Origin of the sequence: Lonepinella sp. BR2474 (genome assembly GCF_051851555.1) — a bacterium.
Lineage (GTDB): Bacteria > Pseudomonadota > Gammaproteobacteria > Enterobacterales > Pasteurellaceae > Lonepinella.
This window is the reverse complement of the sequence record NZ_JBPDVH010000004.1, coordinates 143,028-164,371: the sequence shown is the minus strand read 5'-3', so window position 1 is coordinate 164,371 and position 21,344 is coordinate 143,028. Positions and strand designations below refer to the sequence as shown.

Here is a 21,344-nt window from a genome sequence, read left to right as displayed (position 1 = left end):
CCATGACACAAATCTTTAATTTTAGTGCCGGTCCCGCAATGATCCCGACCGCCGTATTAGAACAAGCCCAAGCCGAATTAGTAAACTGGCAAGCACAGGGGACGTCAGTGATGGAAGTGAGCCATCGTGGCAAGTATTTTATGGAAATGATCACGCAGTGTGAAAAAGATTTACGTGAATTATTTCGGATTCCAGATAATTATAAAGTCTTGTTTTTACAAGGCGGTGCAAGGGGGCAATTTGCGGCGGTGCCAATGAATTTAGCCAATAACAAAGGCAAAGCCCTTTATTTGGTGGATGGACATTGGTCATCTGTGGCAGCCAAAGAGGCGGCGAATTTTACTCATGTTGATGAAGTAAATATCTTAAATTCTGACCGCACTTTGCGAGTAGAACGCTTGGATTTTACCGATATTGCCGAACAATATGATTATGTACATTATTGCACCAATGAAACCATTAGCGGGGTGGAAATCTTTGATGTGCCAAATGTGGGCAATGCGGTCTTGGTGGCGGATATGTCCTCTGATATTCTTTCTCGTCATATTGATATTAGCAAATTTGGTGTGATTTATGCCGGTGCTCAAAAGAATATGGGGCCGTCGGGGATTACTTTGGTGATTGTGCGTGAAGATTTAATCGGTCATGCTCGTAAGGAAACGCCGTCTATTTGGAATTATGCAGTACAAGCGAAATCCGATTCTATGATTAATACGCCCCCAACCTTTGCTTGGTATCTTTGTAGTTTGGTGTTTAAACATTTGTTAGCCACAGGCGGTTTGGATGCAGCTGAACAACGCAATCGTGCCAAAGCAGAATTGTTATATCATTATTTGAACAATAACAGTTTTTATCGTAATTATGTGGCAGAAGAAAACCGTTCTATTATGAATGTCACCTTTACCACGGATAATGACGAACTGAATGCCAAATTTGTTGCCGAGGCCACTCAAGCCGGCTTGCAAGCCTTAAAAGGCCATAAAGTCTTGGGTGGCATGCGTGCATCTATTTACAATGCAATGCCGATTGATGGGGTACAAGCCTTAATTGCGTTTATGCAGAAATTTGCACAAGAAAACGCTTAACATTTAATCTATCTATTGGGGCGAGCATTCGCCCAATTTACTTAACCTAAAGTGCGGTCAATTTTTATGAAATTTTTACCTTTAGCCAACCAAGGGGTGCAATCCTTGTCTCCTTATCAAGCAGGCAAACCCATTGAAGAATTAGAACGAGAATTGGGCATTACCAATATTATTAAACTGGCGTCCAATGAAAATCCTTTCGGTTTTCCGGAAAGTGCCAAGCAAGCGATTATTAACCAGCTTGATGAACTCACTCGTTATCCCGACAGTAATGGCTTTGCTTTAAAGCATTGTATTGCGGAAAAATTTGCGGTGCAGCCAGAGCAAATTACCTTGGCTAACGGCTCCAATGATTTTATTGAATTAGTGGCTCATACCTTTGCTACGGAACAAGATGAAATTATTTATTCGCAATATGCGTTTATTGTTTATCCGTTGATTACTAAAGCCATTAATGCCGTGGCTCGTGAAATTCCGGCGAAAAACTGGGGGCATGATTTAGACGGTTTTTTAGCGGCGATCAATGACAAAACCAAATTAATTTATATTGCTAATCCGAATAACCCTACGGGGAATTTTTTAACTGAAACTGAAATTGACGATTTTTTACGTCAAGTACCTGAACGCATTATTGTGGTATTAGACGAGGCTTACACTGAATTTACTGCAGAACATGAACGAGTGGATTCTTTTGGATTGTTGAAAAAATACCCAAATTTAGTGATTTCTCGCACGCTATCAAAAGCCTATGGTTTAGCAGGGTTGCGTATCGGTTATGCGGTGTCTAACCCTGAAATTGCCGATTTGTTTAATCGTGTACGTCAGCCATTTAATGTCAACAGTTTGGCACAAGCGGCAGCCATTGCGGTGTTAAAAGATGATGTTTTTGTGCAACAGGTGGCGGAAAATAACCGTTTAGAAATGCAACGTTACGAAACTTTTTGCCAACAGCATGGTTTGGATTATATTCCGTCTAAAGGCAATTTTATTACCATTGATTTTAAACAGCCAGCGGCGCCACTTTATCAAGCCTTGTTGCATGAGGGGGTGATTGTTCGCCCGATTGCCGGTTATGGCATGCCAAATCATTTGCGAGTGAGCATTGGTTTGCCGGAAGAAAATCAACGATTTTTCACCGCAGTTGAGACAATTTTACATAAGGCAGCTTTATAAATGGAAAAAATTACACTTAATCCCATTTCACGCATTGAAGGTACGATCAATTTACCCGGTTCCAAAAGCCTATCTAACCGTGCTTTATTATTGGCTGCTTTAGCTAACGGCACGACCAAAGTCACGAATTTATTAGACAGTGATGATGTTCGTCATATGTTGAATGCCCTTAAACAATTAGGCGTAAATTATCAATTATCCGAAGATAAATCCGTTTGTGAAGTGCAAGGTTTAGGCGGTGCATTTCAATGGCAAAGTGGGCTAGCCTTATTTTTAGGCAATGCAGGTACGGCAATGCGACCGCTTGCGGCGGCACTTTGTTTAGCCAGTCCAAATGCGACATCAAGTGAGATTGTGCTCACTGGTGAACCACGCATGAAAGAACGCCCGATTAAGCATTTAGTGGAGGCATTATTGCAAGCGGGGGCAGATATTCAATATTTAGAACAAGATGGCTATCCACCCATTGCTATTCGTAATACTGGACTAAAAGGCGGAAAGGTCAAGATTGATGGCTCGGTTTCTTCGCAATTTTTAACCGCACTGTTAATGGCTGCACCGCTCGCCACGGATTATATGGAAATTGAAATTATCGGCGAGTTAGTGTCTAAACCTTATATTGATATTACCTTAAATATGATGCAGATTTTCGGTGTCAACGTGGAAAATCAACAATATCAACGTTTTATTGTGAAAGGCAATCAGCAATATCAATCGCCACGCCATTTTTTAGTGGAGGGGGATGCGTCATCAGCGTCTTATTTCTTAGCTGCAGGGGCGATTAGAGGCAAAGTGAAAGTCACCGGTGTAGGGAAAAACAGCATTCAAGGCGACCGTTTATTTGCGGATGTATTGGAGAAAATGGGAGCAAAAATCACTTGGGGCGAGGATTTCATTCAAGCGGAACAAGGCGATTTAGTGGGCATTGATATGGATATGAATCATATTCCTGATGCGGCCATGACTATTGCCACCACCGCACTGTTTGCCAAAGGGGAAACCTGTATTCGCAATATTTATAACTGGCGAGTGAAAGAAACTGACCGTTTAACCGCAATGGCAACAGAACTGAGAAAGGTTGGGGCAACCGTAGAAGAGGGAGATGATTTTATTCGCATTCAGCCGTTAGCCTTGGATCAATTTAAACATGCTGAAATTGAAACCTATAACGATCACCGCATGGCCATGTGTTTTGCCTTGATTGCGTTGTCGAATACGGAAGTGACTATTTTAGATCCAAAATGCACGGCGAAAACATTCCCGACCTTTTTTGATGAATTTTTAGCCATGGCAACAGTGAATTAGCCGTAAGGTTACTTTATTACTTTTGCGGTTCGCTTGTAGAAAGTCGGTTGATACGCTAAAATACGCTCACTTTTTATCAATAAATAAGGAATAACAGATGTTAGGAAAAGGCGGCCTTGGTGGCTTGATGAAACAAGCACAGCAAATGCAAGAACGCATGCAAAAAATGCAAGAAGAAGTGGCTCAACTGGAAGTGACTGGTGAATCTGGCGCAGGGCTAGTGAAAATTACCGTCAATGGCGCACATAATTGTCGCCGTATTGAAATCGATCCAAGTTTAATGGAAGATGACAAAGAAATGCTAGAAGATTTAATTGCTGCAGCGTTCAATGATGCGGTTCGTCGTGCAGAAGAATTGCAAAAAGAAAAAATGGCAGGCTTAACCGCAGGGATGAATTTACCTGCTGGCTTTAAAATGCCGTTCTAACCCTCACCCAACCTCTCCCAGAGGGAGAGGCGTTTTTATCGCACTTTTTTAAAAGTGCGGTGTATTTCTAAGGAATTTCTATGCAAAGTAGTCCGCTATTGGAAAATTTAGTGGAACATTTACGTTGTTTGCCGGGCGTCGGGCCAAAGTCTGCTCAACGTATGGCTTATCATTTATTACAACGTGATCGCAGTGGTGGCATGAATCTTGCTCGAGCTTTAACGGATGCCATGTCAAAAATTGGGCATTGTGCTCATTGTCGTACTTTTACAGAAGAAGAAATTTGCAATATTTGCGACAACCCACGTCGTCAACATTCAGGTTTGCTTTGCGTAGTGGAAATGCCAGCTGATATTCAAGCCATTGAACAAACAGGGCAATTTTCAGGGCGTTATTTTGTGTTAATGGGGCATTTATCTCCCTTGGACGGTATTGGTCCACGAGAAATTGGGTTAGATTTATTACAACAGCGTTTGCAGTCTGAACAATTTAACGAAGTGATTTTAGCCACTAATCCCACCATTGAGGGAGATGCAACGGCCAATTATATTGCGGAAATCTGCCAACAACAGGGCATTAAAGCGAGCCGTATCGCTCATGGTATTCCAGTGGGGGGGGAGTTGGAAATGGTCGATGGCACCACATTAACTCACTCCTTTTTAGGACGGCGAGAGTTGTAGCAAAAGTGCATGGTTATGCACTTTCTTGTTGATTAAACCAAGTCACGTAATCAAACTGATCATAATATTTTTTGCCATTCCATCCCATATAATCAAACAGATCGCCCACTTGTTCTTGTGGCTCAAAGCCTTTGATATAAAAGGCAGATTTCAATTCTGGATAAGGTTTGTGGGTAAATACCACTTTGTGAGCAAAGGGGAGGGCGTCAAATTGTTGTAAATGCTGATAAGTGCAACCATCACGATCCGTCATGATAATAAACAGATTATCCCAATTGATCCGCTGTGAACGCTGTTGCCATTTTTGTTTGGCTTGTTGCTCCGTCGCATAGTGCATAAAGTGAATTTTAATATCGGCTAATTGTCCGATAGGATAATGTTTTTCGCTCTTTACAAAGGTTAATGGCTGATTTTTATAGTATTCAATATTGCTCAAATAACGAATAAAATCATCAGGTTCTAGATAAAGATTAACGAACGGCGAATTAAAGGGCTGATGAAGATCATGCAAAATTAAGGCACCGTTGCAATTACTCGAGATAACCGAAAAATTGCCATTTTTTAACCGCACTTGATTTGACTGATTAATGCCAAGACGGAAAGGTTTATTGATGATGTTTTGTATTTTCTTGAACATGGTTAAACACTCATAAAATAATTGATTTAATCGGGGTTATGTTATCATATTTAACCCAACAAAAAAGCTGAATTCAACCTATCTGAATTCAGCCTTTTAAGATAATAGACTATTGAATTTTAAATTGTACAGGCACGCTAACCGAACTTCCCATGCCTGCAGGACGAGGGCCAATGGATCTGGCACTTTGTACTGCTTGCAAGGCAGAATTATCTAAATCTTCCGAGCCTGATGATTTTGATACTCTGGCACCACTAATGGAACCGTCTGCAGCCAGATTAAACACAATCACCACCACGCCTTGCTTTCTCATCATTTTCGCACGTTGAGAATATTTTTTATGGCGTTCAATTTCACGTCTTAAGGCACTTTGATAAGCACTAATTTCTGACGTATTGTTACCACTTCCCGCTAAATTGGGGTTATTGGTTGTTGCTTTATTAGAAGTTGACGTCGCTTGTGAGTTTACCGCCGCATTTCCCTCCCTGACAGCGTCTGCTTTTACGGCATTAGGATCAGGTTTAGCAATCACTTTATTTACGGGTTCTTTGGGTTTTTCTTTCGGTTTTTCCTTAGGTTTCTCTTTCGGTTTTTCCTTTGGCTTTTCTTTTTTCTTCTCTGGTTCTTTCGGCTTTTCTGGTTTTGGTTTTAAGGTTGGATCCGCAACCACCTCCACTTTTTCCGGCTCGGGTTCTTTTTGCGGTTCCACTTCGGGTTCCGGCACGGGTTCCTCAACCGTCGTGGCCATCATCATTTGCATGGAGATACTGGTATCTAACACGCCAGCCACTTGATTGTTGGCAGTATCTTGATTCACCACAAGAGAGAGTACCGCCGCCACTAATCCACTGTGAACGCAAAATGAACCGACAAAACCCAGTAATGAATCTTTTTTCATCTTACTTGCCTTTGTCTTTCATGGTCACAATGGCGACATTGGTGATTTGATTTTTGGCCATTAAATCGGTAATCGACACAAAATCTTGGAATACCGCATTGGCATCCACTTTTAATGTCACTTTCTGGGTTTTATCCCAACTGGCCACTTCTTGTTCTAAGGCCTCTTGTGTAATGGGCTTATCGTTAAAAAAGATCTCACCTTGCTCAGTGACGGTTAATAATTTGGCCAAATCATCAGACTTAAAAGCCACGGTTTGTGAGGCTTTAGGCACGTTAACCTGGATTTTCCCTTGTGAAATAAAAGATGCAGTAATCAATACAATCGCCAGCAAGACCAGCATAATATCAATGAACGGAATAATGTTAATTTCATCAAATTTTTTCATTTAACCATGGCTCCGTCATTATTGTTCAATATGTTTTGAGCTATTTAATGCTTTCCATTTTAAACGGCTGACTTCCACTTTGCGTCCTAACGCACTGTAAAATACCATGGACGGAATCGCCACTAAAATACCGATAGCAGTGGCTTTTAAGGCTAAAGAAAGATGTAACATAATGGCGGCCGCATCAATATCCCCAGCAGAATTACCGAGGTCATAGAATGTTAATAGAATACCAATTACGGTCCCTAATAAACCAATATAAGGTGCGTTGGCCCCAATGGTAGAAATGATGGTTAAATGACGATTAAGATCGATATCTAAAGCATGAATATTACTGTAACTGCTGACTTTGATTTTGCTCAGAAAAATATAACGTTCAATCACAAACCAAACCATAACAAAGCTCATTAAGCAGAGTAATCCGATGATAATAAAATCACTGTAACTTTTTAAAAAATCAAATAATGCTGGCATAGCCACTTTCCTTGTCTAAATAATAAAAAACTAATTGATAATTAATTTCAATTGAATGGCGAATTGTAGCAAATTCATCCAATGAGATAAAGAATATTTTTTATTTTCAAGAAAATAACAAGAATTTAGGGGGAGAAAATAACAAACCCCTAGACATATAGACAGGGGTTTGTGTATAATTCCTTTCGTGCTATGGGGCAAGCAAAGTGCTACGCCAATAGCACTTTGCCCTATTTGTTACCAAGAACCGCCTTAGCAATATAGCACTAAGGAGGTGATTTATGTGAAAGCATCAGAAATTATTGCTCTGATAATACTAGCAATTCTGCTAGTAGGGGCAATCAGTTTAAGAACATTAGCGGTGTTTGATTTACTGATTGCAATTTTCAATAATATAGCCTAAACGGCTAGGAAGTGGGCAGGCTCGCTACCTGCTCACGACCTTTTTTAATTATAAGCCTTTCATTTTAAATTTCAAGTCCATGATTGTCCTTTTACTGAACAGTCACCACTTGACCATTCACATAATCCACCGTAATCACTTGATCAGGTAACAATTTACCCGACAAGATTTGTTGTGCCAATGGATTTTCGATTTCTTGTTGAATCGCCCGTTTCAATGGTCTTGCCCCATAAATTGGATCGTAACCCACTTCACCAATGAAATCTAACAAGGCATCACTAAATTGTAATTGATAGCCGTGATAAGCCATACGTTTAGTTAAGCGTGCTAATTGAATTTGAGCAATGGCTTTAATGTTTTCTCTGGCAAGAGGATGGAACACCACGGTTTCATCAATACGGTTGATAAATTCAGGGCGGAAGTGTGAACCCACCACGGACATCACAATTTCTTTCATGCCGTCATAACCCAAATCTTTGTTCTCTTGAATTAAATCTGAACCAAGATTAGAGGTCATAATCACCACCGTATTACGGAAATCCACGGTACGACCTTGTCCATCGGTTAATCGTCCATCGTCCAATACTTGCAATAAAATGTTAAACACATCGTGGTGTGCTTTTTCCACTTCGTCTAATAAAATGACGGAATACGGACGGCGGCGAACGGCTTCGGTTAAATAACCGCCCTCTTCATAGCCCACGTAGCCTGGAGGTGCGCCAACCAAACGAGATACGCTATGTTTTTCCATAAATTCGGACATATCGATCCGCACCATCGCATCTTCATCATCAAATAAGAAGTTCGCCAAGGTCTTGCAAAGCTCGGTTTTACCCACCCCAGTTGGACCTAGGAACAAGAATGAGCCAATCGGACGATTTGGATCAGAAAGCCCAGCCCGACTACGGCGAATGGCATTGGCAACGGCTTCCACGGCTTCACCTTGCCCGATCACCCGTTTATGTAATTCATCTTCCATTCGCAACAATTTTTCTTTTTCTCCCTCCATCATGCGAGAAACAGGAATCCCTGTGGCACGAGAAAGCACTTCAGCAATTTCTTCATCTGTTACACGATTACGCAACAAAGTCATTTCTTTACCATCAGCTTTATCCACTTCCGCTAACTGTTTTTCAAGATTTGGAATAATGCCATATTGCAATTCGGACATCTTATTCAAATCGCCAGCACGGCGAGCTTGCTCCATTTGGGTACGAGCATTTTCTAACTCTGCTTTAATATGTTGCGTACCAGAAAGGGCGGCTTTTTCGCTTTTCCAGACTTCTTCCAGCTCCGCATATTCCCGTTCTTTTTCCGCTAGCTCCGTTTCCAAGGTTGCCAAGCGTTTACGGCTGGCATCGTCTTCTTCTTTTTTCAACGCCTGTTGTTCCAATTTTAATTGGATAATACGGCGATCGAGTCTATCCAATGGTTGCGGTTTAGAATCAATTTCCATGCGAATGGAACTGGCTGCTTCATCAATTAAATCAATGGCTTTATCTGGCAATTGGCGATCCGAGATATAACGATGCGAAAGCGTTGCCGCTGCCACAATGGCAGGGTCAGTAATCTGTACGTGGTGATGCAACTCATAACGCTCTTTCAAACCACGCAAAATCGCAATGGTATCTTCCACAGTCGGCTCGTCCACAAACACTTTTTGGAAACGGCGTTCCAAAGCAGCATCTTTTTCAATATATTGACGATATTCGTCCAACGTAGTCGCACCCACGCAATGTAATTCGCCCCGAGCCAAAGACGGTTTTAACAGATTTCCTGCATCCATCGCCCCATCGGTTTTGCCTGCACCAACCATGGTGTGAATTTCATCAATAAATAAAATCACTCGCCCTTCTTCGGCAGCCAACTCTTTAAGCACGGCTTTTAAACGTTCTTCAAATTCACCGCGGTATTTCGCCCCTGCGATCAACGCCCCCATATCAAGGGAAAGCACTCGTTTATTTTTCAAACCCTCAGGTACTTCGCCGTTGACAATCCGTTGTGCCAAGCCTTCTACAATGGCGGTTTTCCCTACGCCCGGTTCACCAATTAACACAGGGTTGTTTTTGGTACGGCGTTGCAACACCTGAATAGCACGGCGAATTTCTTCATCACGCCCAATCACAGGATCGAGCTTGCCTGCTTCCGCCCGTTCGGTTAAATCAATGGTGTATTTTTGCAATGCTTGACGGCTTTCTTCTGCATTTTGATCGTCCACTTTCTGCCCCCCACGAATTTGTTTAATCGCCTGTTGTAAACTCTCTTTTTTTGCACCGCACTTGCGTAAAATCTGGCTCAAGCTACCGTTATCTTCTAATGCGGCTAACAAGAAAATTTCAGATGAAATAAATTTATCTTGTTGCTGTTGAGCGATTTTGTCGCAAAGATTTAAAATATTCACCAACTGCCGAGAAATCTGCACATCACCGCCATTACCTGATACTCGTGGTAACTTATTGAGTTCATTATTTAATTCATTGCGTAATAAACTCAAATTCACCCCAGATGCGGTTAAAATCGGAGTGATAGAACCGTCTTGCTGATTTAACAGTGCAGTCAATAAATGCACAGGTTCAATAAACTGATTATCTTTACCCAACGCCAAAGATTGTGCATCGGCAAGGGCTTGTTGGAATTTAGTGGTAAATTTTTCAATATTCATAGCATTTCCTTAAAATTAGGTTGTTGTTACTGTCAAGATCAATATGCTCCCAATTTTGGCAATTTCAAGGATTATGTTAAATTAAATTGTGATTTTTATCGCCTTTCTGCTAAAAACAAATACCGAGATTTACTCAACGCCCATTGCCCATTATAATGCCTAACAATAGCAACGAATTTTAAGGACGAAAACAATGCAGTTTTCAAAAATGCACGGCTTGGGCAATGATTTTGTGGTGGTGGATGCGGTGACGCAAAATGCCTATTTCCCCGAAGAATTGATGAAAAAACTCGCCGACCGCCATAGGGGAATTGGCTTTGATCAACTGTTAATCGTGGAACCGCCTTACGATCCCGATTTAGATTTTCATTATCGCATTTTTAACGCTGACGGTAGCGAAGTGTCGCAATGTGGCAATGGAGCGAGATGTTTTGCTCGTTTTGTCACGCTCAAAGGCTTAACCAATAAAAAAGACATTGCGGTCAGCACCGCAAAAGGCAAAATGATTTTATCGGTGTTGGACGATGACAATGTGCGAGTCAATATGGGTGAACCTATTTGGCAACCTGCAAAAATACCGTTTATTGCCAATAAATTTGAGAAAAATTATATCCTGCGAACCGAGATTCAAACCGTGTTCGCCGGTACCGTGTCGATGGGCAATCCGCACTGCGTGGTGCAAGTGGATGATGTGCAAACCGCCAATGTGGAACAACTCGGTCCCTTGCTCGAGAATCACGAACGTTTTCCTGAACGAGTGAATGTGGGCTTTATGCAGGTGGTCAATCGCCAACATATTAAATTGCGAGTGTATGAACGTGGTGCAGGCGAAACACAGGCTTGTGGCAGTGGCGCTTGTGCTGCTGCGGCGGTTGGCATTACGCAAGGCTTGCTAGATAACAACGTGCAAGTGGATTTACCCGGTGGCAGTTTGCAAATTGAATGGCAAGGGGAGGGGCAGCCACTGTATATGACAGGATCGGCAACCCATATTTATGATGGGGTGATTAAACTTTAGGGGATGTTTTTTCTGAATTTTGCCAAGTAAAAAATGCGTGATGAAATTAACCCCATCACGCATTTTATTGTTTGTTCTCTACTTATTTTTGCTTAAGTAACAATGCTTTAATTTCAGCAAGTTGTTTTTCTAAATTGTGAATCTGATGATGTAATTGTTCTTCACTGTTGTCAGATTTAATTTCATTCAGGGAATCAACAATAATACCAATCACCAAATTTAAAACCACATAGGTGGCAATAATAATAAAACTAATAAATACCGCCCAAGCATTAGGGTCTTTTTCCATAATCGGGCGTACAATTCCCATTGACCAACTTTCAAAAGTCATAATTTGGAATAGGGTATAGCAAGTTTCACTAAATGAACCAAACCATTCTGGAAAATCAGCACCGTATAAATTGGTGATTAAAACCGCATAGACATAGTAAACAATGCCTAATAAAACGGCGACGCCGAGCATGGGTTTAATGCTATTAATTAATGCCGTAGAAATACGTTGCATTTTGGGTACGACGGAAATAATCCGTAACACTCTCAATAAACGGAAAATACGGAATACGGAAAGAATGCTAGATTCAGCAAATAACGAGGCGGATACAATCAGAAAATCAAAGAGATTCCAGCCATTTTTGAAAAATTTGAGTTTGCTAACATAGAGTTTGAGAATAAGCTCAACGGTAAATATGCCCAAACAAATTTCATTGCTCCAATAGATTAAATCGGAAAATATGGCACTGAATTTAGGATTAGTATCTAGGCCTAAAACAACGGCATTGATGATAATAATCAACAAAATAAATTGATTAAATACCTTTCCATAGACGAAAGAAGCAATTTTTTCATTCACCTTATTCATGATGATGTTCCTTATTGTTGGGGTTTAATTTATCTTTAAATGAATGGTAAAATCCATACATATCAACAATTTTAGCCGTGCTATAAGTCAAAGGTGTTTGTGTGCCTGCAAAATCCTTGACCTTTAATTTTGTTTTCAAGGCTTGAATTTCTTCTTGATGTTCAAGGGAAAATTGATAGATAATTTCTAAAGAATGTTGATTAAATGCACCAAAACTACAATTTTTGTCTGAATAAGTTTTGGCAAGTTTTTTGAACGTTTGACTGAAATAAAAGTCGTAAGCAGGAGCAATAGCAAATACGCCTAATAAGATTTTGGTGACTAACACAATATCACGTTCATTATTTTCAATAATCCGTTTTTTCACCTCTTTATATAGTTGCAAAATACGCTCAAAATTCTCGGGTTTAATTTCTGTATCCCAAAGTGCGTTATCTTGTTTAAGAATAAAGTCCACCAACTCTTTTAAATAAAGTGGATTTTTTTGCAATAAAAAACTGGCTCGCAACATGCCCCAACTGGATAAATAGCCCCATAAAATATAGCAGCCTAATTTTACATCATGACGTGATGTGGTATTGCTTGGGTGAAAATGGGCATAACAAAAATCAAAAGAATAGTAACGATGTGTCATTAATGTACTTTCATCAACTAACGCATTGATGGTGCTTAAAAAATCGTCTTGCTTGGGCATTTTAATATATCCTTAAAAAACACGCCAATGTGCTAAAAGGTGCAACACATTGACGTGTTAGGGTTAGAAAATTTTTTTAATTAGAAAATGATAAACGGCGGCAATCATTGCATCTTTTTCTCGCTCAATGCCTTTAATGGTAAAATCTGAAACTTTGCCAATATTAGAATAGCGTGAATTTTGTACATATTGACCATCAACTCGTCCTAGTCGTGAAAAACGAGCATCTTCAATATAGTTACCATTAATTCGCCCTAGTCGAGAAAAGCGAGAATCTTCAACATAATCCCCATTAATTCGTCCTAAACGTGTATGACGAGAATCGAAAATATAACCATCTTTAAAATATTCACCTGCCATTTTTAACTCCTATTATGTGAAAATGTAAATTTAAGTAATTTGTTCTATTGAACAAACAATATTCTACAATCGTTTTTTTTTTGCACAATTGGAATTTTTTTAAAATTAAAATTAGGTTATTTGATGTGGATATTGGGATTGTCAATAATGGTTGAATGATGTATCTTTATTGCTATCGCATTTTGGGCTGAAATCTTAAGGAATAATGTTGTGGACGAAAATGAATTGGAACAACAGGTGGTAAAATTTCTGCAAAAAACACCGCACTTTTTTGCCCAACATTTGGATTTATTAGACAATCTGGTTATTCCCCATGCCCAAAAAGGGTCGCTGTCCTTAGTGGAAATGCAATTAGAACGCCAGCGTGAACAGATTAAAACGTTGCAAGCGGAGTTGGCGATTTTTCAAAATTTAGCCCATCAAGAACAGGATATTTTCTTTGCTTTAATGCCGTTACAGAAAAAATTAGCCTGTGCAGAAACCTTGGAACAAGGGGTGGATGTGTTAAATCAATGGGCGAAAAAATTTGATTTACAACAGGTTAAGTTATTGTTATTTCGGGATAAATGGCAAGGGGAACAGATCGGCGAAAATTATTGGTTAGATCGCAAAGGCTTTGAATGGATTCGTCTGGAACGCTTTGGCTTACGCCGTTTTTATTTGGGCGAATTAAGCAATCGGGAAAAATCCTTGCTGTTTTTCCTAGACGAATTGCCAGTGGGATCGGTGGCGTGCTGTTTATTGGGCGTGAAACCGAATCAACATCAAGCCAACGGCATTTTGCTGTTTTCCGCTCGAGATACACAACATTTTTACAACGGGCAAGACACCGCCTTTTTGTCCCATTTGGTCAATATCGTGGAACTGCATTTACACCGTTGGCTGTTCGCTTGTGAGAAAGAATAATGGAACAATGGCTACAAAAATACTATGATTTTTTGCGGATTGAACGCCAACTTAGCCCGCATACTTTGGAAAATTACCAACGGCAATTAACTGCCGTGTTGACGTTGCTCAATGAACAAGGCATTCAAACATGGCAACAGGTCACCCCAAGTGTGGTGCGATTTGTCTTAGCCAGTAGCAAAAAAGCAGGCTTACATGAAAAAAGCCTCGCTCTCCGTTTGTCGGCTTTGCGTCAATTTTTAAGTTATTTAGTGGTGCAAGAACAACTCAAAGTCAATCCTGCGGTCGGCATTTCTGCCCCGAAACAAGGCAAGCATTTGCCGAAAAATATTGATAATGAGCAAGTGGCTAAACTGTTGAATAATCAAAGTAAAGAGCCCATTGATATGCGAGATCGGGCAATGTTGGAATTGATGTACAGTTCTGGGTTACGTTTATCGGAATTGCAAGGTTTGGATTTAAGCAGTTTGAATTTACGCACTCGAGAAGTGCGAGTGTTGGGGAAAGGCAACAAAGAACGGATTTTGCCCTTTGGTCGCCATGCGTCAACCGCCATTCAAGATTGGCTCAAAGTGCGGTTATTATTTAACCCGAAAGATGAGGCCTTGTTTGTGAGTTCGCTCGGCAATCGCATGTCGCACCGTTCCATTCAAAAACGGATGGAAATTTGGGGAATTCGGCAAGGACTAAACGCACATTTAAATCCGCACAAACTGCGTCATTCTTTTGCGACTCACATGTTGGAGGCCAGTTCCGATCTGCGTGCAGTACAAGAATTATTAGGGCATAGCAATTTAGCCACCACGCAAATTTACACCCATTTGGATTTTAAACATTTAGCCGATGTGTATGATCAAGCACATCCTCGAGCTAAAAGAAAATAGGAAAATAGCATGATTTTTTACCGCACTTTGACCCCATTTAAAGTGATCAGTTTTGATCTTGACGATACGCTTTATGATAATGTGCCAGTGATTCATCAGGCTGAACAAAAATGTATTGAATTTCTGCGAAATGCCAGTCAAATTGCGGAATTTAGCAATGAAATATGGTTTGACTGTAAAAAACAGATTTTTCAACAAGATCCCATTTTCTGTGAAAATGTGACCCAATGGCGAATTAAAACGATCCATAGGTTACTGCAAAAATACGGTAAAAGTGCGGTGGAAATTGAGCAAATTTCGCAAGATTGTATTGCACATTTTCTCCATTGGCGACATCAAATTGATGTGTCACAACAAAGCCTTGATGTCCTCAATCAACTCAAACAACAGGTTCCTTTGGTTGTCATTACTAACGGCAATGTGATGCCTGAACGCATTGGATTAAATCAATTTGAGCTGGTTTTAACCGCCGGCGTACAAGGACGAGCGAAACCCGAACCCGAGTTATTTCAGCAAACGGCTCAACATTTCGGTATAAAACCGAGCGAGATTTTGCACGTGGGTGATAATTTGGACACAGACGTAAAAGGAGCAATTCAAGCAGGCTGTCAGGCGATGTGGTTGAATTTATCGGGCAAAGGGATTACTCAGTTTAGTGATGCAACGTTATTGCCAACGGTGGAAATAACGGATTTAGCCGAGCTGCTTTTATTACAAAGCTAAGACTAATACCCCAGATAAAATCAAAATCGATCCCATTAAAAGTTTCAGACTAAAGGGTTCACCAAGCACCACAATGCCTAAAATAATCGCAATTACCACGCTGAGTTTATCAATAGGTGCCACCCAAGAGGCTGGGGCAAGTTGTAAGGCACGATAATAACAAAGCCATGAAAGCCCAGTGGCAATACCCGATAGAATAAGAAAGGTGAACGGACGAGCCGCAATATGTTGGGGCAGTTGCCATTCGTTACGCATGGTGATAATGCCAGCTACCACAAAGAAAATGACGATAGTACGGATGAACGTCGCCAAATTGCTATTCATGCCCTCTACACCGAGTTTGCCGAAAATAGCCGTTAATCCTGCGAAAAAAGCAGAACCGATAGCGAACCAAAGCCAATTTGTTTGAAACATTGTTTTAACCCTCACCCTCTGACGATCACAAGGGCGTATGCAATACGCCCCTACATATACGAAGTATCCAAAATAGGACGCCATAATTTGTAGGGATGCTATATACTCGTCCGTTAAATTCAGTGGGCTGATACAGAGATCCGCCCCTGCAAGTCCCCGTCTTTGCCGCCTGAAAAGGATTTAATTTGTAGGAAAAGTTGTACTGTCTGAGCGTAGCGAGTTTACAACTTTTCCGTTAAGCAAATTGAATCCTTTTCAGGAAACAAGGCAAAATCGGGGTTGCCTTTCTTTTTGCTTACTTTTTCTTTGGCAAAGCAAAGAAAAAGTAAGTCGCCATCGGCGAAATCCGATCGTGATAATCCCAACAACAGCAATAAAAATAAGCAAAAACAATTACGCTTTTGTCACTTCCAACCGCTCAAACCGCAACACTCGTCTTTCCAAACGGCGTAAAAAATAAGTCGCAATCCCCGTAATCACAAGATAAATCAACCCTGCCAACCCATAAATCGTAATCGCATCATATTCCGTACCATACAACTGTTTCGCATAGCCCATAATATCCATAATCGTAATCGTGGATGCCAGTGATGTCCCTTTAAAGACTAAAATAATCTCATTAGTATAAGACGGTAAGGCTCGTTTTAAGCCATAAGGTACCAAAATTTTCAGCGTTTGCCAACGGCTTAACCCCAAGGCAGAACAGCTTTCCCATTGGCCTTTGGAAATCGCTTTCACCGCACCATGAAACAGTTGGGTTGAATAGGCGGCACTGTTTAATGCCAAGGTTAACATGGCACAAAACCAAGCGTCGGATAAGCATAGCCATAATGGACTATCCACAATCCATTGAAATTGCCCCGGTCCTGAATAAATCAGAAAGAATTGTACCAATAACGGCGTGCCAGTGAATAAAACTAGATAAAAATTCACCGCACTTTTTACCCATTTATTCCCCAAGGAAAGCAAAAAGGTCAGCACCAAGGCCAATAAAAAAGCAATCGTCAACGACACGGCGGTTAATAACAAACTGGCTGGGATCCCTTGTGCGATCACCGATAAATAATCTTGCCACATTATCTCACCCCACGCTCAAATTGGGTAAAACGCACTTCAAGTTTGCGAATAAACACTTGGCTAATCAAGGTAATCGCTAAATAAATTAACCCTGCGAGTGCATACCACGTAAACGGCTGATGGGTGCGAGTATTAATTAATTCTGCCTGACGCATTAAATCACTGACACCAATTAACGACACCAAGGCGGTATCTTTTAACAACACCAGCCATTGGTTGCTTAACCCCGGTAAAGCATGTCGCCAAACTTGCGGTAACACCAAGCGAATAAAGGTATAAGGCCGACTTAACCCCAGTGCAGCCCCACTTTCCCATTGCCCCACTGGAATCGCCTGAATAGCCCCACGCAAGGATTGCGATGCATAAGCGGCAAAAATCAGAGAAAGGGCTAACACACCGCAACTGAAGGCACTAAATTCTACATATTCACCGGTGATTTTCTCGACTAATTCCGTTGAACCGAAATAAATCAGTAAGACCACAATAATTTCGGGTAGCCCACGTAATAAACTGACGAATACTGCAGTGGGTTTTCGCACACAACTGGCTTTATTCATTTCAAGTGCGGTGAAAATCAGCGAAAAAAATAACCCCACAATCAGCGAACAGACCGCTAACCCTAAGGTCATTAGGGTTGCGGCGTACATTAAGGGCAAGTAATCGAAAAACATTATTTCGCCGTCATCCATTTATCATAGATTTTTTGATATTCGCCACTGGCTTTCACGGCAGCGAGACCTTTGTTGAGTTGATCGACTAAGTCTTTGTTTTTCAAATTCACCGCAATCCCTAAGCCATTACCGAAGTAGCTTGAATTTTCCACTTTTTCACCAGAAAAGGCCAAGCCCTCGTTGTTGTTAATCATATCTAACAATACTGGCATATCGCCGAAGATCGCATCAATACGGCCATTTTTAATGTCTAATACCGCTTCTTGCAAAGAGGCATAAGGTTTCGGGGTATATTGGGTTTCTTTCACAATATAGCTTTGGAAAGTTGAACCATTTTGTACGCCCACGGTTTTAATGCTATTAAAATCCACGCCTTTTTTGGCAATAAAGGTCGCTGCACTGGCAAAGTAAGCATCACTGAATAACACCTGTTTAGCACGAGCTTCCGTAATATCAATAGCCGAAATCGCCGCATCAAAACGTTTTTGTTTTAACCCTTGAATTAGAGCATCAAAGGCTTGATTTTGGAAAGTACAGTTGGCTTGAATTTCTTTACAAATGGCATTAGCCACATCCACATCCAAACCAATAATTTCGCCTTTTTCATTGGTCATTTCAAACGGCGGATAGCTTGCTTCCATGGCGAAACTAATATCTTGTGCTTGAGCAGCAAATGCGGTGCTAGCGAAAAGTGCAGTTAAAAGTAATTTTTTCATCATGTTATGTCCTTGTGATTAATATAAAAGTTAGTGAGAGAGATACTGTTTAAACTGTTCTGTTTGTGGATGTTCAAAGCAACTGGCGTCGCCCATTTCCACAATATGCCCCTGTTCCATATACACCACTTTGGTGGCGACTTTACGAGCCATGGCCACTTCGTGGGTGACGATCACTTGGGTAATCCCTGTTTCCTGTAATTCCTGAATAATCGACACGATTTGAGCCGTGATTTCAGGATCCAGTGCTGCCGTTGGTTCATCAAACAGCAACACTTGCGGTTTCATCATCAACGCCCGAGCAATGGCCACACGTTGTTGCTGACCGCCTGAAAGCTGTAATGGAAAGCGATCTGCATGTTCTGCTAAACGTAAACGTGTTAATAATTCGAGTGCTTGGCTTTTTGCCGTTTCCTTGTCTAACCCCAAGATCTTCATGGGGGCTTCGATTAAATTTTCTAATACCGTAAAGTGTGGCCATAAATTATATTGTTGGAACACCATGCCGACATTTTTACGTAATTGTAAAATCTGTTTTGGATCGCTTTTTTGGGATAAATCAAATTGATTATTTGCAATACTTAATTGCCCTGACGTTGGGACTTCTAATAAATTTAAGGTACGAATTAACGTACTTTTACCCGCCCCACTGGGGCCGAGTAATACCACGGTGTCACCGTCTTCTGCACTGAGGTTTATGTTGAACAGCGCTTGGCTTGAGCCGTAGAAAAAATTGAGATTTTGAACACTAATGGTCATTGGTGGATATTCTCTTTATTGGTTGAGTGAAAATATATTACTTATTTTTGCATAAGTATGCAATATGAAATGTTGAATTTGAATAAAAATTTATTGTTTTGGGGGAAGTGCGGTGGTTTTATTGATAATTTAAGGTTTATTGAGAGCGGGTTTCGCCACGTTCCTTACTTTTCTTTGCTTGTGCAAAGAAAAGTAACAAAAGAAACACACCCCGATTTTGCCTTGTTTCCTGAAAATGCTTTAATTTGCTTAACGGAAAAGTTGTAAACTCGCTACGCTCAGACAGTACAACTTTTCCTACAAATTAAAGCATTTTCAGGCGGCAAAGACGGGGACCCTGTTTTAGGCAGGGAAAAATGACGGGGGCGATACATAGATCCGCCCCGATGAGTGTGATTAAAATTTAATGGAAAACTGCGGTCAAAAATTTACGAATTTTTTGCCATTTCAAATTCAATTAACATCATTAAAATATGAATTACTTTAATATGAATTTCTTGAATCCGATCCGCATAACGGAAATGTGGAACACGGATTTCCACGTCGGCTAATCCTGCCATTTTTCCGCCATCTTTGCCTGTCATGGCAATGATTTTCATACCTTTGGCTTTAGCGGCCTCAATGGCATTTAAGATATTCTTAGAATTGCCGGAAGTCGATAAGCCAAATAATACATCACCTTTTTGTCCCACAGCCTCGACATAGCGAGAGAACACATATTCATAGCCAAAGTCATTACTCACACAGCTTAAATGGCTCACATCAGAAATCGCAATGGCAGGGTAGCCCGGACGGTTTTCACGATAACGGCCGGTTAATTCTTCAGCAAAGTGCATGGCATCACAATGGGATCCGCCATTTCCGCAAGAAAGCACTTTACCGCCTTGTTTGAAACTGTCGGAAATAAGTAAGGCTGCTTGTTGAATGAGTTTAATGTTGTTTTCGTCTGAAATGAATTTATTTAATACATCTTGCGCCTCAACCAGTTCGGCTTTAATTTGATCTAAATACATGATTTTCCCCTTTTATTGAATCAGGCTAATTTTGGTGGTTAAAATTGTATAGCAAAAAGGCCGTAAGGGTCTATTCTTTTTAAGAAAAATATAATAATCATTTCTATATGCTGTTGAAAGGGTTAGAATAACGCTCACACAAGAGGAGAAAAATCAATGCAAAAACAACTGAATATCCACTATGAAAATTTTAAATCATGCCATGAGTTAAATGATATTGAGAAAATCCTATTTGAGGTTGCCAGCTCTGCGAGAAAGAAAGCCTATGCGCCTTATTCCCATTTTTTTAGTAGGTTGTGCCATGTTATTGGAAAATGGCGAAATTATTTCAGGCAATAATCAAGAAAATGCAGCCTATCCATCAGGGTTATGTGCGGAAAGAACCGCTATTTATTGGGCATCAGCGAATTATCCGGATCAAAAGATTCTAAAAATATTTGTGGTCGGTGCACCAGAAGATGAAATGAAAAATAGCCCTGTTCCGCCTTGTGGGGCTTGTCGGCAAAGTATTTTGGAATACGAAACCAAACAAGCACAAAATATTGAAATCTATTTTGCGTCTATCTCTGGTGAAATTTTTAAAACGTATTCGATCAAAGATTTATTACCGTTTAATTTTGATGTGTCATTTTTGTAATGACGATCACACCCAAGTGATAGTGGGTTTACCCCACCTATCATCTAATCACTATGCCATTTTTTCCAACACTTCCGCTTCGGTCAATTTCGGTACATCATTTTTTAGTTCATAGAAAGACGGCTTTTTGTCGATAAAAATTTCGTCTTCCAAGGTAAACGTGGTTTGCCCGTAAAATAAGCCAGTGGAAACATAATAATGTTGCGTACCCAGCATGTGATAATAAAGATGTGAACCGCAATTTCGGCAAAATGCACGTTCTGCCCATGGGGAAGATTGATAACAAGCAATATGTTCGTTTCCTGTGGTTTCTATTTTTCCACTATGAAATGAAAATAATGGACCGCTGTTCCAGCGTTGACACATACCGCAATGGCAGACACTGGCGTTTTGATTATCGGCAACCGTGAGCGTGATTGCTCCACATAGACATTGACCTTTCATGATGTCATTCTCCTTTGATGATGTTTATCATCGTTCG

The 21,344-nt window shown here is 40.6% G+C and carries 25 protein-coding genes; 10 read left to right on the top strand and 15 right to left on the bottom strand.

Annotated features, from left to right (window positions below; all coding sequences use genetic code 11):
- Positions 1-2 precede the first annotated feature (2 nt).
- From serC to recR, 5 genes are all read left to right on the top strand, one after another.
- Positions 3-1,085, top strand: a complete 1,083-nt coding sequence (gene serC / locus ACTG7Q_RS06845; protein WP_439242221.1) for a 3-phosphoserine/phosphohydroxythreonine transaminase — start codon at positions 3-5, stop codon at positions 1,083-1,085.
- A gap of 66 nt (positions 1,086-1,151) precedes the next feature.
- Entirely contained in the window at positions 1,152-2,258 is a 1,107-nt protein-coding gene (gene hisC, locus ACTG7Q_RS06840; protein WP_439242219.1) for a histidinol-phosphate transaminase, read from the top strand.
- The gene (gene aroA / locus ACTG7Q_RS06835; protein ID WP_439242217.1) at positions 2,259-3,563 is read left to right on the top strand and encodes a 3-phosphoshikimate 1-carboxyvinyltransferase; all 1,305 of its coding nucleotides are present in this window, start codon (positions 2,259-2,261) and stop codon (positions 3,561-3,563) included.
- Between the two features lie 97 nt (positions 3,564-3,660).
- Positions 3,661-3,990 (top strand): YbaB/EbfC family nucleoid-associated protein, encoded by a 330-nt coding sequence (locus ACTG7Q_RS06830; protein WP_439242215.1) that lies wholly within the window; start codon positions 3,661-3,663, stop codon positions 3,988-3,990.
- A gap of 80 nt (positions 3,991-4,070) precedes the next feature.
- Complete coding sequence (gene recR / locus ACTG7Q_RS06825; RefSeq protein WP_439242213.1) at positions 4,071-4,670, top strand: recombination mediator RecR; 600 nt, start codon at positions 4,071-4,073, stop codon at positions 4,668-4,670.
- Positions 4,671-4,683: 13 nt separating this feature from the next.
- Here recR and ACTG7Q_RS06820 read toward each other — a convergent pair whose 3' ends face one another.
- The 5 genes from ACTG7Q_RS06820 to clpB all read right to left on the bottom strand — a co-directional run bounded on the left by ACTG7Q_RS06820 (position 4,684) and on the right by clpB (position 10,132).
- On the bottom strand, positions 4,684-5,307 hold the full coding sequence (locus ACTG7Q_RS06820) for a DUF1919 domain-containing protein (RefSeq protein WP_439242211.1): 624 nt from the start codon (positions 5,305-5,307) through the stop codon (positions 4,684-4,686).
- A 109-nt stretch (positions 5,308-5,416) separates the two neighbouring features.
- Entirely contained in the window at positions 5,417-6,205 is a 789-nt protein-coding gene (locus ACTG7Q_RS06815; protein ID WP_439242209.1) for a cell envelope integrity protein TolA, read from the bottom strand.
- A gap of 1 nt (position 6,206) precedes the next feature.
- Positions 6,207-6,593: a TonB system transport protein ExbD gene (exbD, locus tag ACTG7Q_RS06810; RefSeq protein WP_439242207.1), complete on the bottom strand. Its 387-nt coding sequence runs from the start codon at positions 6,591-6,593 to the stop codon at positions 6,207-6,209.
- 18 nt (positions 6,594-6,611) lie between these two features.
- Positions 6,612-7,067, bottom strand: coding sequence for a TonB-system energizer ExbB (gene exbB / locus ACTG7Q_RS06805; protein WP_439242205.1), 456 nt, complete (start codon positions 7,065-7,067; stop codon positions 6,612-6,614).
- A gap of 494 nt (positions 7,068-7,561) precedes the next feature.
- The gene (gene clpB / locus ACTG7Q_RS06800) at positions 7,562-10,132 is read right to left on the bottom strand and encodes an ATP-dependent chaperone ClpB (RefSeq protein ID WP_439242203.1); all 2,571 of its coding nucleotides are present in this window, start codon (positions 10,130-10,132) and stop codon (positions 7,562-7,564) included.
- 193 nt (positions 10,133-10,325) lie between these two features.
- Between clpB and dapF the strand changes: the two genes are divergently transcribed.
- The gene (gene dapF / locus ACTG7Q_RS06795; RefSeq protein WP_439242201.1) at positions 10,326-11,150 is read left to right on the top strand and encodes a diaminopimelate epimerase; all 825 of its coding nucleotides are present in this window, start codon (positions 10,326-10,328) and stop codon (positions 11,148-11,150) included.
- Positions 11,151-11,232: 82 nt separating this feature from the next.
- Here dapF and ACTG7Q_RS06790 read toward each other — a convergent pair whose 3' ends face one another.
- From ACTG7Q_RS06790 to ACTG7Q_RS06780, 3 genes are all read right to left on the bottom strand, one after another.
- Positions 11,233-12,009: an ion transporter gene (locus tag ACTG7Q_RS06790; protein WP_439242199.1), complete on the bottom strand. Its 777-nt coding sequence runs from the start codon at positions 12,007-12,009 to the stop codon at positions 11,233-11,235.
- The gene (locus ACTG7Q_RS06785) at positions 12,002-12,703 is read right to left on the bottom strand and encodes a hypothetical protein (protein ID WP_439242197.1); all 702 of its coding nucleotides are present in this window, start codon (positions 12,701-12,703) and stop codon (positions 12,002-12,004) included. Before ACTG7Q_RS06785 ends, ACTG7Q_RS06790 begins: the two co-directional genes overlap by 8 nt.
- Positions 12,704-12,766: 63 nt before the next feature.
- On the bottom strand, positions 12,767-13,063 hold the full coding sequence (locus ACTG7Q_RS06780) for a 5-fold beta-flower protein (protein ID WP_439242195.1): 297 nt from the start codon (positions 13,061-13,063) through the stop codon (positions 12,767-12,769).
- A 210-nt stretch (positions 13,064-13,273) separates the two neighbouring features.
- Between ACTG7Q_RS06780 and ACTG7Q_RS06775 the strand changes: the two genes are divergently transcribed.
- From ACTG7Q_RS06775 to ACTG7Q_RS06765, 3 genes are read left to right on the top strand one after another with little or no spacing between them, the layout of a single operon-like run.
- Entirely contained in the window at positions 13,274-13,969 is a 696-nt protein-coding gene (locus ACTG7Q_RS06775) for a DUF484 family protein (RefSeq protein ID WP_439242193.1), read from the top strand.
- Positions 13,969-14,853: a tyrosine recombinase XerC gene (xerC, locus tag ACTG7Q_RS06770; RefSeq protein WP_439242191.1), complete on the top strand. Its 885-nt coding sequence runs from the start codon at positions 13,969-13,971 to the stop codon at positions 14,851-14,853. Before ACTG7Q_RS06775 ends, xerC begins: the two co-directional genes overlap by 1 nt.
- A 9-nt stretch (positions 14,854-14,862) precedes the next feature.
- On the top strand, positions 14,863-15,576 hold the full coding sequence (locus ACTG7Q_RS06765; RefSeq protein WP_439242189.1) for an HAD-IA family hydrolase: 714 nt from the start codon (positions 14,863-14,865) through the stop codon (positions 15,574-15,576).
- Here ACTG7Q_RS06765 and ACTG7Q_RS06760 read toward each other — a convergent pair.
- The 6 genes from ACTG7Q_RS06760 to lpcA all read right to left on the bottom strand — a co-directional run bounded on the left by ACTG7Q_RS06760 (position 15,565) and on the right by lpcA (position 20,226).
- Positions 15,565-15,990, bottom strand: coding sequence for an EamA family transporter (locus tag ACTG7Q_RS06760; protein ID WP_439242187.1), 426 nt, complete (start codon positions 15,988-15,990; stop codon positions 15,565-15,567). The two genes, ACTG7Q_RS06765 and ACTG7Q_RS06760, sit on opposite strands and share 12 nt — an antisense overlap.
- 393 nt (positions 15,991-16,383) lie before the next feature.
- On the bottom strand, positions 16,384-17,067 hold the full coding sequence (gene artM, locus ACTG7Q_RS06755; RefSeq protein ID WP_439242185.1) for an arginine ABC transporter permease ArtM: 684 nt from the start codon (positions 17,065-17,067) through the stop codon (positions 16,384-16,386).
- Positions 17,067-17,738, bottom strand: coding sequence for an arginine ABC transporter permease ArtQ (artQ, locus tag ACTG7Q_RS06750; protein ID WP_439242184.1), 672 nt, complete (start codon positions 17,736-17,738; stop codon positions 17,067-17,069). Before artQ ends, artM begins: the two co-directional genes overlap by 1 nt.
- Positions 17,738-18,454, bottom strand: coding sequence for a transporter substrate-binding domain-containing protein (locus ACTG7Q_RS06745; protein ID WP_439242182.1), 717 nt, complete (start codon positions 18,452-18,454; stop codon positions 17,738-17,740). The genes artQ and ACTG7Q_RS06745 overlap by 1 nt, the downstream gene beginning before the upstream one ends.
- A 30-nt stretch (positions 18,455-18,484) precedes the next feature.
- Entirely contained in the window at positions 18,485-19,213 is a 729-nt protein-coding gene (artP, locus tag ACTG7Q_RS06740; protein ID WP_439242180.1) for an arginine ABC transporter ATP-binding protein ArtP, read from the bottom strand.
- Positions 19,214-19,641: 428 nt separating this feature from the next.
- A complete protein-coding gene (lpcA, locus tag ACTG7Q_RS06735; RefSeq protein WP_439242178.1) occupies positions 19,642-20,226 on the bottom strand; it encodes a D-sedoheptulose 7-phosphate isomerase in 585 nt (194 codons plus the stop codon).
- 265 nt (positions 20,227-20,491) lie between these two features.
- Between lpcA and ACTG7Q_RS06730 the strand changes: the two genes are divergently transcribed.
- Entirely contained in the window at positions 20,492-20,863 is a 372-nt protein-coding gene (locus tag ACTG7Q_RS06730) for a cytidine deaminase family protein (RefSeq protein ID WP_439242176.1), read from the top strand.
- A 51-nt stretch (positions 20,864-20,914) separates the two neighbouring features.
- Here the strand turns inward: ACTG7Q_RS06730 and ACTG7Q_RS06725 are convergent, their stop codons facing one another.
- Complete coding sequence (locus tag ACTG7Q_RS06725; RefSeq protein ID WP_439242175.1) at positions 20,915-21,307, bottom strand: GFA family protein; 393 nt, start codon at positions 21,305-21,307, stop codon at positions 20,915-20,917.
- Between the last annotated feature and the right edge of the window lie 37 nt (positions 21,308-21,344).